Genomic DNA, 15,469 nt, shown 5'->3' on the forward strand with positions numbered 1-15,469 from the left:
TCATGGCTGGCATCAATGATGCAGCCGAGCCGGGTATCGAATTGATGGCTATCCCCGTTCCCGTATCGTCCGGGCCTGCATCGTTGATGCAGGAAGGGGTGTGGTTTGTCGAGTCGATGCGTCAGCAGCAGGGTGCTTATAACGAGAGTGTGGTCTTGCATCTTCGCGGTTCACTCGATGTGGCTGTGCTTGAGCGTGCGTTATCACACGTGATCGCGCGTCACGCCGCACTGCGCACTTGTTTTGTAGAGAGTCGGGGAGGACTCGTGCAATGCGTTGCGTCCTTACCGTCGGTAGTGCTGTCAGTCGCGCCCGCGTTGCAGGATGACGAGCAATCGTTGGCCAGTTGGATCAAAGGTGTCACGCTCCCAGGGTTCAATCTGCGAACAGGGCCTTTGTTTCGTGCAGAGCTCGGCACGTTAGCAAGTGACCATCACGTATTGGTCATTGCTGTGCATCACATCGTCGTCGATGGGTGGTCGCTTGGAATATTCAGGCGCGATCTCTCAGCATTTTACGGTGCTTTGGTGCGACAGGTGGATGTCCAATTACCTGAAATACTTACCACGCCAAGTGCCTATTCGGCACGGCAGCGGGCTTTTGTGGCCAGCGCCGCCGGGGAGGCCGCAGGTCGTTTCTGGTGCAGCCAACTGCGTGATCGTCCGCTGCGTCCGTTGCTGGTACAGCGCGCCGGGATGGCCGATCACGCCGTCCATGAGCGACTGGCTCCGCCACAGGCTTTGATCGACGGCGCTTCAGCCTTGGCTCGGCAGGCGAGAACGAGCGTGTTCGTGGTCATGCTGTCAGCGGTCGCTGTCGCCTTGGCCAAAATGACTGGAGAGAAGGACCTGGTGATTGCGACCGACTTCAGCGATCGGGGCCTGCCCGAGCTGGAGCCAATGATCGGATTGCTGGTGAATCAATTGCCCTTGCGCCTGAACATTGGTCATGTGAAGACGACGCAGGCGTTACTTGCCCATGTCCATGGAGTTTGTATCGCTGCTCTAACACACAAGGACTTGCCGTACCCGATGATTGCGCGTGCGTGCAAGGATGTGCCGGGAGCGGGCGCTGAGTTCGCGGTAAAGTTTGTGCTTCATAGCATGCCGATGCATACATTGGATATGCCAGGTCTGGCCGTCGAGCAGGTTGAGATCGAGCCCATGCGGGCGAAGTTCCCGTTGCTCATCGAGCTTTGGGATGCGCAGGCCGGCATGCGTGGCGATATGGTCGGTTCTGCGCATTACACCGATTCAGCTTGGTTGGGAGCACTGCACCGCGGTCTTTTCTCCACGCTTGAACAGATGGTCGCCGACCCTGGCGCCTCGATTTTCCCCGATGAGGCTGGTGTGCCTCCACCCGTGGTCGCCCCGGCAGCCTTTATCGCTCGGCGGGTACCGGTTGCCGTTGGAGCCTTGGCCCGTATCGTACGCAATGACGTCCCCGGGGCACTACCCGCGACGGTCATTGCCAGTCATGCCAAGGTTGATGCGCGAGCATGGGTTCGACAATCAGCTGTTGAACTCAACAACCTGCTGGTTGAAACCGGAGCTGTGTTATTGCGCGGATTCCATGTCGACAGTGCTCAGCATTTCAGTGACATCGTGCGCGCCTTTAACACCGATGTAATGGACTATGTGCAGTGCTCGACTCCTCGCATTGCCGTGCTCGATAAGGTCTATACGTCCACCGAGTACCCGGCGGATCAGGAGATTTTTTTCCATAATGAAAACTCATACGCCTCCGTTTGGCCTGAGCAGATTGCATTTTGGTGTGACCAGCCTGCTGCCGCAGGTGGCAGGACACCGATTGCCGATGGCCGCAAAGTCCTCGCAAGCTTACCTGGCTATGTGAAAGAGGCTTTCGAATCACGTGGGCTGTTGTATCGCCGCCAGTTCAGCCCCGGGATGGGGATTGCCTGGGAGCAAACATTCGGTGTTCGCAACCGGAGCGAACTCCAAGAGCGATTCGGGCCTCAGGGTTATCAATTTGAATGGCTGGGTGAACATACCTTGGTCGCGCGCTTTCGGGCTCCCGCCGTAGTGACTCATCCCGTCAGCGGCGACAGGAGCTGGTTCAACCATGCCAGTCTGTTCCACCGGGCGGCTTTGCCAGAGATGCTGCGCCGACACTTCCAGGATCATGATCCCGATGGGATGGCAACCTCGACATTCTTCGGTGATGGCGAGCCCATACCCGACTCGTGGATTGAAATAATCCGTGATACCTACCGGCGCAATGCCGTGCATTTCGACTGGCAGCAGGGTGACATTCTGTTGCTGGATAACCGACTTATGGCTCACGGCCGCGAAACCTACACCCCACCTCGACGAATACTCGTCAGCATGGCAGGTGGTTCGCGTCACTGAGCAAGACCAGATAAAAGGGAATTTATACATGGCGTCACATTTCGAGCCTGCGCCTCATCAAGTGCATTTCTGGGCGGTCGACCAGCAAACCGGGGACGATCAAGTGTCCACGGTAAGTGCATATGCTCGCATTCAAGGGGCCAGTAGCGACCTTAAACAGCTGCATGCGCATCTGCTGACCGTCTGGGATCTGCACCAGGGGTTGCGTTCCAGGCTTGAAGTGCCGGAAGGGTTTTCCGAGCCCCTGCTCGCTGTGGACGAATCGGCGGCACCCTGCATCGTCTCGTTGTCGCTGGAGGCAGTGGACAGTGAAGAGTGGTTGCGTGGTTTCCACGAACAAGTGGGAGAGGCCGAGCGAAACACTGCGAATCAGCATTGGCTTCAAGGCGGTGCGGTGCTTGCGGTCGCACCGGACGGTCTGATTCATGTGTCACTGCACCACCGCGCCGAGGTGGTCGATACCGCCAGCCTCGTCATGATTCTTGAGGATGTGGCACGGCGAATCGACGCTCTGCCCGAAGTCCACAGAATCCCCTTTGCTGACGTCGCGGGCTGGTTGTTGACGTCGATGCCTTCTGGCGAAACCTCCGTACCGACCAGGGTTGGGCAGCGTCCGGCACGCTGCTCGATGCAACTGAAGGTCGCGAGGGAACCCCTGGTCTCATTGTTTCCGGACGCTTGCGTGGAGGCGGTCCTGCTCGCCGCATGGGCTTCATTGGTGGCCCGCATGAACACCGTTCATGCTATCTCGGTGGAGGTCTGCACCGACGTTCGAACAGTGGTCGGCGACAGCGCGGGCGTCGGGCCGTATTCGATGCCGAGGGTCCAGTGTGTATCGGTCGAAGAGCAGGTGTCGTTCCAGGACGTGGTGCGCCAGGTGCACCTGGATATCTGCGAGCCCGTGGATGTTACGACCTTCATGCTCCCGGCACAGGCGTGCAACTACTCGTTCTTATATACCCGGATCGAGAAGAGGATCGAGATCGGACGGGTCAGCATTGAAGTCGGCGAGTTGCAATATTCGGCATCCGGCGTGCCATTGGTCCTTTCATGTGTGGATTCAGGCACATCCCTGCAAGTGAATATCAGCGCCGACCCGTCGTTGTATGACGTGCAATTGCTTGAGCATATAGTCCAGGGTTACTCCGCGATTTTGGCGACCATCCTGCAACAGCCCGATGCGATCGCTTTGCAGATGCCTCTGACTGCAGACCCGAAGCAGCTCGCTGCGCAGATGCAAGTGTCGGGGCCGGCATCTACTCAATACCTGCCATTTCCCCTGTTGTTGCAACGCACCTTGGGCTGGGCCAGCGAGCGGATTGCTTTGCGTTGCGGCGGGCAAGCCTGGAGTTACAAAACCCTTGATGCCGTGGCGAGTGGCATGCGCGTGCAGCTCGAGGCCGCGGGTGGCCGACGAGGTGACGTCATCGCGTTGATGATGCCACGCTCGCCGGAGCTGATCGCCGCAATGGTGGCGGTGATGCGCATGGGCGGCGTGTTTCTGCCGCTCGATATCAGCGCGCCGGCCCGACGCTTGGGTTACGTGCTTGATAATGCCGAAGTGGCGTTGGTCATGGTCGACCCGACAAGGCACGAACATCCGGCATTGGCGAACCGCCGCTGTGTCTTGGTACAGGATGAGGCCTTGCCGGTTGACCCCGCAGCCCAAGACGAGCCGGTGCTGCTCGAGCCGGATGACTTGGCGTATGTGCTCTACACCTCGGGTTCCACCGGACAGCCCAAGGGCGTCGAACTGACTCACGGTGGATTGTCCAATTACCTCCAGTACGCCGCTCATGCTTATGAACTCGATAAGGGGCGTGGGGCTGTCGTTCAATCGCCAGTGACCTTTGACCTGACCCTGACTGCCTTGCTCGGCCCCTTGCTGGTCGGGCAGACGGTGATCCTCATCGAAGACGATGCGGTCAACGGTGCTGGAGCGCAGATTGAAACTGTGCGTGATGAGTTGATCGCCGGGAACTTGACCCTGCTCAAGGCAACCCCTTCGTACTTGCAATTGATCAATGAAATCCTCCCCGAGAAGCATTTCAAGGGTGCAGTACATAGCCTGGTAGTTGGCGGTGAAATGTTGCACTGGGATGTCATTGCGCCTTGGCTGGCCGACGGTGTCACCACAAGAATTTTCAACGAGTACGGGCCGACGGAAACCGTGGTGGGTTCGATTTGTCACGAGGCGACCCGTGACGATGTTCGCATGGGGCATGTGCCGATTGGTATGCCCGTCGACTACACGCATATTCTGGTGTTGGATTCCCAGGGGAACCCGGTGCCGTCCGATGTGTTCGGTGAAATTTGTATTGGCGGCAGGGGTGTCGGTCGTGGCTATCGTAACCTGCCCGAATTGACGCAAAGGTCGTTCGTGACGCTGCCCTGGTTTGACACGCCACAGCGCTTCTACCGTACAGGAGACCTGGGACGGGTGCGGGCCAGTGGCGAAATTGAGTTGGTTGGCCGGATTGATGCGCAAATGAAGGTCAACGGTGTGCGTATCGAGCCAGGGGAAATTGAAGCCTTGCTGTTGGCGCATTGCCGAATCAGTGCAGCGGCGGTGATGAAAATCAGCGAAGGGGCCAGTGAGACGCTCAAGGCATATGTGGTCCCGGGTAATTCTGACCTGCCTGATTTGCTCGGTATGCAGGCTTGTCTCATGGAGCATTTGCCCGCGGCCATGGTGCCGGGGCAGATCGTAGCGGTTGCCGGCTTTCCACTGACGCGTCACGGAAAACTCGATCGCGAGGCATTGCTGGCAATGGCGCACATCGACTCGCTCAAGGTCGGCGCAGTCGAAAGCAAGACTCGGCCCGTCACGCCCTTGGAGAGCCTTCTGGTGGATGTCTGGTGCCGAACCCTGGGGCTGACCGATGTCGGTACCGATGAAGACTTTTTCAGTTTGGGGGGCGATTCGATACGCAGTATTGCGTTGGTCGGTGAAGCTCGTCTGCAGGGCGTGGAAATCACGGTCGCCGAGGTGTTTGCCAACCGCACGATTCAAGCCCTTGCCCAAGCCTGCCAAGCTCAAAAGGTAAGCCCTGAACAACCCGTGGAGCGCTTTGCACTGCTTGACGAACAGGATATGCGCCGGCTGCCCCAGGGGCTTGAAGATGCCTATCCAATGGCCACATTGCAGCTGGCAATGGTCTACCACAACGAACACGGCGGCAGCGATGCGCTGTACCACGACATATTCAGCTACCATCTGCGATTTGCGCCGGATGTGGCGCTACTGACTCTGGCGGCGCGCCAGCTTGTGCAAAACTACGAAGTCCTGCGTACTACGTTCGACTTGGTGTCGTACAGCCAGCCGCTGCAACTGGTTCACCCCCATGGGCCGGACATGCTGATTGTCGAAGATATCAGCCAGCTGTCGCTTGAGCAGCAGTCGGCCGTCGTTGAACGGTACATGGCTGAGGAAAAGAGTCGTCGTTTCGATATCGAAGCCCTGCCGATGATGCGCTTGATGCTGCACATCCGTGGTGATGGAACGGTGCAGTTGACCATGAGTTTCCATCATGCGCTGATCGATGGCTGGAGCGATGTGGTCATCCTCACAGAACTGTTCGAGCTGTATTTTGCACTGCTTGCCGACACGCTCCCTACGCCAGCCCCCAAGGCCCGATACGCAGAGTTCGTCAAGCTGGAACAAGCCACCATCGCCGACCCCGTCGCCCGCGAGTTCTGGCGCAAAGAACTTGAAGGTTATCGGTTCGTGCCGCTGCCCCGTGCCGTGGCAGTGAAACAGGGTGTCCATGTACATCCTATATCGCTGCCTACCCCGGTGGCAGAGCGACTGAAGCAAATCGCGCAGGACAACGACCTGCCCCTCAAGAGCCTTTTGTTTGCCGTCCACTTGAAGGTAATGGCCCTTCTTCGCCAGCAGGACGACTGTGCGTCATCGATTGTAGTCAACGGTCGGCCCGAAACCCTGGACGGCGATCGTATGGTCGGCCTGTTCATCAATAGCATTCCGGTCCGAATCCAGCTGGAAGACGAAAGCTGGATAGACTTGGCCCGCCGTGTCGTTTCCCGCGAGCGTGACTTGCTCGTTTATCGACGCCTGCCGTTCGCCGAAATCAAAACCCTGGCTGGCGGGGATGCGATCAGCGAAACGCTGTTCTATTTCACCAACTACTACATTGCCCGCAAGCTCAAGCAAGAACATGGAGTGGAGCTGCTCAAGCTGTCCGGACATGAGGCTTCGAGCTTCAAACTGGTGGCGAATTTCTGGGTGGAACCCTTCACTGAGGAAGTCAAGGCATCACTGGCCGTCGACCGAAGTGTGGTGGATGAGACGCTGTTGATGAAGCTCAGTGAGTGCTACGAACGTGCCCTGTCTTCCATCGCAGAGACTCCCTATGCACACCACAGTGATCTGAAGCTCCGGGACAGCAGCGATGTACAAGCGCATGCCGATTTCACGGTAGAACGCGCGATTGTATCGCGCGCGACGCTCAGCCCCGGCTCTAATGCGCTGATACATCGCAATACGCACGTATCGTTTGCCGAGCTCGCGCAGCGCGTACAGGCTTGTGCCCAACGCTTGCGCAGTCAGGGGGTAATGCCGGGGGACCGGGTGGGGCTGTGCGCGACAATGACACCGGCGTTCGTCATCGCCATGCTGGCGACCATGCGTTGCGGGGCGGTGTATGTGCCATTGGCGACTAACCAGCCGCCTGCTCGCCTGAGGCTGATCCTGGAGGACTCACAACCCAGCCTGGTACTGACGGACCTGCGGGGGCGCACACTATTGCCTGAAGCAACCCCGTGTGCCGACCTGATTGAAATGACACAGGTCTCTGCCGATCTGGCGGCTCTGGACGTGTCCCTGAGTAAGGCCGAGGGCTTGGCCTATCTTTCCTATACATCGGGCTCGACGGGTAAACCCAAGGGCGTCGCGGTTTCGCAAGCCAGCCTGTCGAGTTTCTGCGCGGCGATGAGCGATCTCTTGTCATCTGACTCTGCGTCAGTGTGGCTGTCGGGGACCAGTGTCGGGTTTGATATTTCGCTGCTCGAACTGCTGTTTCCGTTGACTGAAGGCCACACCGTTGTCCTTCATGACGATACTCAAGCGTTGCTGCCAAGTGTTTCATCTGGCAGGAAGAACCCGCGGTCCGGCCCGGACATGAGTTTGTTTTTCTTTGCCAGTGAAGCGCCTGACGACGCTTATCGGCTTCTGCTTGAGTCTGCCCGGCGCGCCGACGCGATGGGCTTTAACGCAATCTGGACTCCCGAGCGGCATTTCAACGCTTTTGGTGGGCCATTCCCCAACCCATCCATAACCAGTGCAGCGCTGGCCATGGTCACCCAGCGTCTGCAGATTCGTGCGGGCAGCCTGGTAATGCCTTTGCATGATCCCGTGCGAGTGGCTGAAGATTGGGCGATGGTGGACCAGCTTTCCTCCGGTCGTGTGGGTTTGTCCATCGGCTCGGGCTGGCATCCTGACGATTTTGTCCTGGCCAGAGAGCCGCATGCGCAACGACGCCAGAGCATGGAGGAGGGGATCGATGTACTCACACGTCTTTGGCGGGGTGAGGCTGTTTCGGTTCGTGACAGTGATGGTTCGACGCGATCGGTCAGTACCCTGCCTAGACCGGTTCAGGCCCAACTGCCTATCTGGCTTTCCGCCGCCGGCGGTCGTGAAACGTTTGAACTGGCGGGTTATTCCGGTTTCGGCGTACTGACGCACTTGTTGGCTCAGGATGTCGAAGGGCTCACGGAGAACATCGCGAGTTACCGTCGTGCCTCCCGCGAGAAAACTCATGTGGCCTTGATGCTCCATAGCTATGTAGGTACCTCTGCGCAACAGGCGCTGGATGTCGCCGGTGGCCCATTGCGTCAATACCTTGATGGGGCGATGAATCTGGCCAGCCCGGCGACGGGGCGCGAGGGTGACTCCCGTGCGCGTGACGCGCTGTTGGAGCAGGCGGTTCAGCGCTATCTGGAAAGCGCCAGCCTCATCGGTTCTGTCGAGGAGTGCGTCGAGCGCGCACGCGATCTCCATCGACGCGGTGTGGATGAGCTGGCGTGCCTGATTGACTTCGGGATCGATGCCAACCAGGTGCTTGAGAACCTTGAGCGTCTCGACGAAGTGCGGGCCAGGGCCGGTGAGATCGCCTCAGTGAGTGACGACCATTCCCTCGCCGCGCTGATTGAGCGCCATGGTGTCACGCACTTCCAATGCACACCGACCCTACTGCGCGAACTGATGGCCAACCCGCGTACAGGCCGTGCTCTGCGCAGTCTCGACGTACTGCTGGTAGGCGGGGAAGTCTTGCCTGAAACCCTGGCTCAACGCCTGCGCCGGGAAGGGCCGTCGAGAGTCCTACACATGTATGGGCCTACGGAAGCGACCATCTGGGTCAGCGGCAGCGAGTTAAGCGATGCAGTGCTGACGTTGGGGCAACCGTTGAGCAACAGCAGCTTGCATGTCCTGGATGACGAGGGTCAGCCGGTGCGGGACGAGGAACCAGGGGAGATTCACATCGCCGGTGCCTGCTTGGCCAATGGTTACTGGAACAATGCGCCACTGACCGCCACCGCATTCGTCGACGGTCTGGTGCCGAACCAGGGGCGGCTGTATCGCACCGGTGACATCGGTATGCGACTGGCCGATGGCAAGATCAAGTTTCTCGGCCGCAAGGACCGGCAGCTCAAGATCATGGGCCAACGTATCGAACCCGGTGAGATTGAGCATGTCTTGATGACCCATCCGGCGGTTGCCGACTGTGCCGTGGTACTGGAAGCTGATCAGTTGGTTGCCGCCATCGTGCCGGCCACCGGTCAAGTGCTGTCGGAGGACGCGCTGCGGCATTTCGCCCTGGATCACCTGCCGCTGGGTATGGTGCCCGTCCGTTTTCTCGTGATGCCGCGCCTGCCGCGTACGCCGAATGGCAAGCTGGATGCGTCCGGCATTCTCAGTCTGGTTGGCACATCGTCGGCCTCCACCGTGCCGGTTATCGAGCCAGCACCGGAAACGGCACTGAGCACACGCATTTCACAGCTATGGGCGCGAACATTGGGTGCGGCGCCAGCCAGTGCGGATGCGCATTTCTTTCGTTCCGGTGGCAACTCATTGAAGGCGATGTTGTTCGCCAAACATTTGAGCGAAGCACTGAGCGTCGATGTCACGGTGCGCACTGTCTTCGAAAACGCCACGGTCGAAGCGTTGACTCGCTGGATTTCGCAGCAGGCGCCGGTGACGCTGGAGGCTCGCACGGCCACTGTAGAGCAGCCTCATTCAGTTCATCCGCTGAGCTTCTCCCAAAGCAGCTTGTGGGCGATGGTGCAGTTGGCGCCGCAGTCGATGGCGTATAACGATGCGATGTTGGTGGAGGCCTGTGGCTCCCTATCGATCGAGCGTGTACGCGCAGCGGTCGAGTGCGTTATCGCTCGGCATGAGTGCCTGCGCAGCCGCTTCTTCGAAGAGCATGGCGTTGGCCGCGTCAGGTATGTGCAGTCGTGCGCTTTTGATTTCGAAACGGTCGACCTGCGCGAGCTCGACCAATCCCAGCGCATCGACGCGGGTATCGCCCTGGCGCGTGAGGTGGCGCGCAAGGGCTTCGATCTGGAGCAAGGGCCTTTGCTGCGTATGCTGGTCACCCGTTTGGGGGAGGAGCACTACCAGTTGCTGCTGGTGGTGCACCATATCGTTTCCGATGGCTGGTCACTGGCGTTGTTCATGCGCGAGATAGCGGCCAAGTACGCCGAGCCGGAGCGCGCGCTCCCACCGCTTGCGTTGACATACTCTGAGTTCGTTCGTCGCCAGCAGGACCATTTGGCGCCGGCGCTCAAGTCGGAACAGTTGCGATATTGGCGGGAACAGCTGGCGGACCTGCCGGTTCCGTTCGAACTGCCCCTGGATTACTCGCGGTCCCATGCTCTGGACAATCAGGGCGCGATTACCAGCCTGTTCATCGTACAGCCGCTGCTGAAGGCGCTCGACGAACTGGCAGTGCAGCAAGGTACTTCGACTCATATTCTGTTGGTTTCAGCACTGGCTGTTGTGTTGATGCGCATGTCGGGTCGTACCGACATCGTTGTAGGTTCGGACAGTGCCAATCGCTTGTCGCCTGACACCCAGGAGCTGGGCGGGTTGCTGGTCAACCAACTGGCGATCCGTTGCGATCTGTCGGCAGACCCGTCGTTCGCGCAGCTCCTGGCGCGTGTGCATGGCACTGCACTGGATGCCTACGATCACCAGGACCTGCCGTTCCAGATGATCGTCAACGATCTCAGCCCACAACGGGAGGTGTTCAGGAACCCGATTTTCCAGGTTGCTTTCACCCTGCAAGAGACGTTCGATTTCACGGTGGACAGCCTGTCGCAATTGACACTCAAGCCCTTGCCGTTCGACATTGGCATTGCGCGCCTGGATCTGGAATTCAACGCCCACAGAACCAGCCAGGGCCTGACGTTGCAGGCCATCTATAACAACCAGCTGTACAAAGTCGAGACGGTCGACCGACTGCTTGATTGTTTGTTGCGGTTGCTGCAGGGCGTGTTGCTCGAGCCTGGCCGACCTATCAGCCAGATCGATATCATTGGCGACGCCGAAAAAGACCGCCTGCTTAATCAGTTTAACCAGACAGCGGTGGCGTGGGAGCAACGGTCGTTTCTTGAGATCTTTGCCGATTGGGTGACGCGTACTCCCGATGCCCAAGCCGTGGTAGGCGAATCGGGCGCCTTGAGCTACCTCGAACTGGACGAGCAGGCCCGTTTGCTTGCGCTGCGTTTGCGGACGGAGGGTGTGCAGTCCGGTGACGTGGTGGCCGTTATCTGCCATCGAGATGTGCCATTGCTGGTGTCGATGCTGGCGTTATGGCGAGTGTCGGCGGTTTACCTGCCGCTGGACCCCAACTGGCCATCGCGACGCATTGGTGAATTGTTGCTGGAGTCGAGCGTCAGGCATGTGCTGTGTACCGATGACCTGACGCCCAGCGTTGGTGATGCCTGCTTGGTGGCGCGCCAGGCAGGCCAGGAAGTCGGGATTATCGACCTGCCTGTTCGCTTGGTGGTGCCCCTCGCGGGGGGGGAGGACATCAAACCTAATGAGGATGTTGCTGACGCTGCAGCGTATGTGATGTTCACGTCTGGCTCCACCGGCAGGCCCAAAGGGGCTATCGTGCAGCACCGCGGCATGATGAATCACCTGTGGGCCAAGATCAGCGACCTGTCGTTGCAGGCCGGGGACTGCGTAGCACAGACAGCACCGCAGACCTTCGATATCTGCGTGTGGCAGATGTTGTCGGCGCTGGTCGTTGGTGGGCGTGTGCGGATCTACGATGATGAAATGGCGCAAAACCCCCGTGCGCTCATCGATGCCATCGACCATGAGGCGGTCACCGTCTTGCAGGTGGTGCCCAGCTTCCTCGACTTGGCGATCACCGCCGCCAGTGCGGCCGGTGCGTCGACGCTGTTTGCGAAGCTGCGTTGGCTGATCTCCACTGGCGAGCCGTTGACCGTGGCGCTGTGTCGTCGCTGGTTTGTGGTGTTCCCGAATATTCCGCTAATGAACGCCTATGGCCCGGCAGAATGTTCGGATGATGTGACCCATCACGTCATCACGCACATGCCGGAGGTCGATGCCGTATCCATTCCTATCGGGCGTCCGGTCGGTAACGTACGCATCTACCTGGTGGACGAGCACCTGAACATCGTGCCAATGGGGGCTGCCGGCGAGTTATGTGTCACTGGCATCGCCGTGGGCGCGGGGTATCTGAACAACCCGCAAGCGACCCAGCGGCAGTTCCTCGAAGACCCTTTCAATGCGGGCAGCCCGTATGGGCTGTACCGGACCGGTGATCTGGCACGCTGGCGCCCCGATGGCGTGCTCGAGTTTCTCGGACGCGTCGACAATCAGGTCAAGATCCGTGGATGCCGTATCGAGTTGGGTGAGGTCGAAGCGGTGCTCAATGAAGATGCCCTGGTACGCCAGAGTGTCGTGATTGCGGCGGGGGAAACGCACACGCGATTGGTCGGTTACGTGGCCGCAGACTGGCCGCAAGTGGAGGCCTTCATCGCCGATCATGCCAACCATGATCGCACTGCGGAATGGCAGTCGATCTACGAATTTTACTATCAGGACGGTGATGAGCGTGCGGTTGAGCCGGCACACCCACAAGCGCCGATTGACCCGACTTTCGATACCCGAGGCTGGGTAGATAGTTTCACCTCCGACGCTATCCCCGCGCAGCAGATGCGTTCCTGGCTGGACCAGACCGTCGAGCGGATCCAGTCATTGAAGCCGCGCAGAATTCTGGAGATCGGCTGCGGTACCGGCATGCTGCTGTTCCGGCTCGCTGAGGGCTGCGAGCGTTATCGCGGGATCGACTTGTCTGCAGTGGTCATTTCCCAATTGCAAGTGTCGCTGGCCGAGCGACATCCGGATTGGGACCACGTGGAGGTCAGCCAATGCGCGGCCCATGAACTCGAGCTTATCGACGAGACAGGGTTTGACTGCATCATCCTCAACTCGGTGGTCCAGTACTTCCCAGGTGAGTCGTACCTGCGCAATGTATTGGAGGCGGCCAGCCGCAAGTTGGTGAAGGGCGGTCATATATTCCTGGGTGACATCCGTGCACTGGAAATGCTCGAACCGTTCCACCAAGCAGTGCAGTTGACCGGCAGTGAGGATGAGTTGTCGTTGGCCGAGTTGGCGGAGCGCACGCGTGTAGCGATCACCCGCGACAAGGAGCTATTGCTGTCCAATCGTTTCTTCAACGGGCTGCTGGCCGAAAGTGGCCTCGACGGTCGACCTGTCGGGGTGCGCAAGTGGCTCAAGCGCGGGCCGTTTGACAACGAGTTGGTGCGTTACAGACTGGATATCGTGCTGATGCTGGATACGCGCGCCAGCAACGTGATCGACAGCGTCACTTGGCAGGACGTGGCGGGATCGGGGATTGTGCAGCGACTGCGTGACAGTCGCGTCGAGACTCTGCTGATCACGGGCGTTCCGAATCTGCGGCTGGAGGCTGAGTGCCGAGCGGCCAGTTGCCTGGCCGCCAATGAATCGCTCAGGACTGTCGGTGAACTGCGTGAGCAGATGCGTCTGTTGGCGATGCCGACGAGGGTCTGCCCCGATGAGCTGATTCACGAGCTCGCTGTGCAAGGCTATGTGGTGCAGACGGGGTTCAGTTCCGTCAGCCAAGCAGCCTTCGGGTTCGATCTGCTGGTCAGTCGCCAGGAAATCTCCTGGCCGGTCGTGGAAGACATTGATACCGATGCCATCGCGTTGTCGAGCAATCCCCTGCGTAACCGTGCCCAACAGGTCCTATTGCAACGGCTGCGGGAAAAACTGGCTGAGCGCCTACCTAGCTATATGGTGCCTGGAACCCTGGTTGTATTGGACGACTTTCCACTGCTGCGCAACGGCAAAGTCAACCGGCGAGCGTTGCCGAAAGTGCAGTTGGTACAAGAAGAAACCCCGCTTGATGAGCCTCGTACCCAAGCCGAGCGCATTCTGTGCCAGATCTGGGGGGAGTTGCTCGGCGTCAAACGGGTAGGCATTCGAGCCAACTTCTTTGCGTTGGGCGGCGATTCGATTCTGGCAATCCAAATGGTTTCGATGGCGGCCAAGCAGGGCCTGAAACTTAAGACTCGGCAAGTGTTTCGTCATCAGACCATTGGCGACCTGGCCGCTGCCACTATCGGGCAGTTCAGTGAGGACAATCGAGACGAGCCGCTTCACGGTGACTTTGCGCTGGCGCCCAACCAAATGGATTTTTTTGTCGCGGGGCACGCGAACATCAACCATTGGAACCAGGCCGTCGTGCTGCACTGTAGCGAAGCGCTCAACGAGCCGCTCTTGCGCGACGCCTTGCGGCATCTGCTGCATCGCAACGACGCGCTGCGCATGCGTTTCGTCAATGAGCACGGGCGCTGGCATCAGGTGTATTCGCCGGTGGCAGAGTGTCCGGATATTCCGTTGACGCTTATCGCTCATGACAACACTGAAGCCTTCCAGGCTGCTGAAGCCCAACTCAACGCGGGCCTTTCGCTCGAGCACGGACCGATTATGCGAGTGGCCGTACAACCGGCTGGCGATGGCGGCACCTGCAAGATATTGCTGGTGGCACACCATTTGGTGATTGATGCGGTGTCGTGGCGGATTATCGTGGATCAACTGTCGCACTTGCTCCAGGCTCTGGCGGCGCAGCGTTCACCGATGTTACCGAGCAAAGGCGCGAGCTACAGGGAGTGGGTAGAGCGTCATATCGCCCTGGCGGAGTCCCAAGTACTGCGTGACCAATGGCCATTTTGGGTGGAGCAGGCGCGTGTGGGCCAGGCTCATCCGATTGCCGGATCGCCAGGAGGCGAACCGGCGGGTACCGCGATCATCACCACGATGATCGACTCGCACAGCGCTCACCGTTTGACCCAGCCAGCGCCGCGCCTGGCAGGTGCCAGCGTCGAAGAGGTGTTATTGACCGCCTTGATCCTTGGATTGAAACAGCGGTTTGGCAACAACGATGTGATCGTCCTCATGGAGGGGCATGGCCGGGATCTGTTTGATGAGCTGGACCTGAGCCAGACCGTTGGCTGGTTTGCGACGGAGTACCCCATGCGCCTGCGCGTCAACGAGCATGCGAATGTGGATCGGCAAATTGAGGGGCTGCTGGAGCAGATACGGTTCGCCAAAAGGCATCAGGTCGGTTTCGGCGTGCTCAAGCATTTCAGCCCTGACGCTTCGATGCGTCAGGCTTTGTCAGAGTTGCCACCTGCGGAAATCGCGTTCAACTATTTCGGCCGCGTTTCCCGGGCCGGTGGTGTTCCAGGCCCACTCAGCTTCATCGAGGCGGGCGGCGGAACGGTTCGCGACAGTATGAGTGTCAACCCTTGCGCGGTACAACTGGATGTCCTGGTGCGTGAGCAGGCGGTAGAGCTGCACTGGACACTTGACCTGGCACGGATCTCACGAGAGCGGGTGCTTGAAGTCGCCCGGGCGTTCGAGTCTCAATTGACCAAGGCGCTGGATATCCTTGAAGGCCGTGACGACACCACTCAGGAGCGGGTATCCGACCGCTTCGACTCAGTCGCCATTGAAGATCTTGGCGCTGCAATTTCAGAGATCAGTCAATAATGAA

General features: G+C 59.2%; 2 protein-coding genes. Both read left to right on the plus strand.

Translation table 11 applies throughout. The features are described from left to right. The first annotated feature begins 2 nt into the window (after window positions 1-2). A complete protein-coding gene (locus J3D60_RS00615; protein ID WP_253488673.1) occupies window positions 3-2,369 on the plus strand; it encodes a condensation domain-containing protein in 2,367 nt (788 codons plus the stop codon). Next, window positions 2,353-15,465, plus strand: a complete 13,113-nt coding sequence (locus tag J3D60_RS00620; RefSeq protein ID WP_253488674.1) for a non-ribosomal peptide synthetase — start codon at window positions 2,353-2,355, stop codon at window positions 15,463-15,465. Before J3D60_RS00615 ends, J3D60_RS00620 begins: the two co-directional genes overlap by 17 nt. The last annotated feature ends 4 nt before the right edge of the window (window positions 15,466-15,469 follow it).

It is taken from the genome of Pseudomonas sp. S3E17 (genome assembly GCF_024168685.1).
Taxonomy (GTDB): domain Bacteria; phylum Pseudomonadota; class Gammaproteobacteria; order Pseudomonadales; family Pseudomonadaceae; genus Aquipseudomonas; species Aquipseudomonas marginalis.

What these genes read in the sequence shown, in the direction of transcription:
- J3D60_RS00615 (WP_253488673.1), top strand. Translation starts at nt 3, where the DNA reads ATGGCTGGCATCAATGATGCAGCCGAGCCGGGTATCGAATTGATGGCT.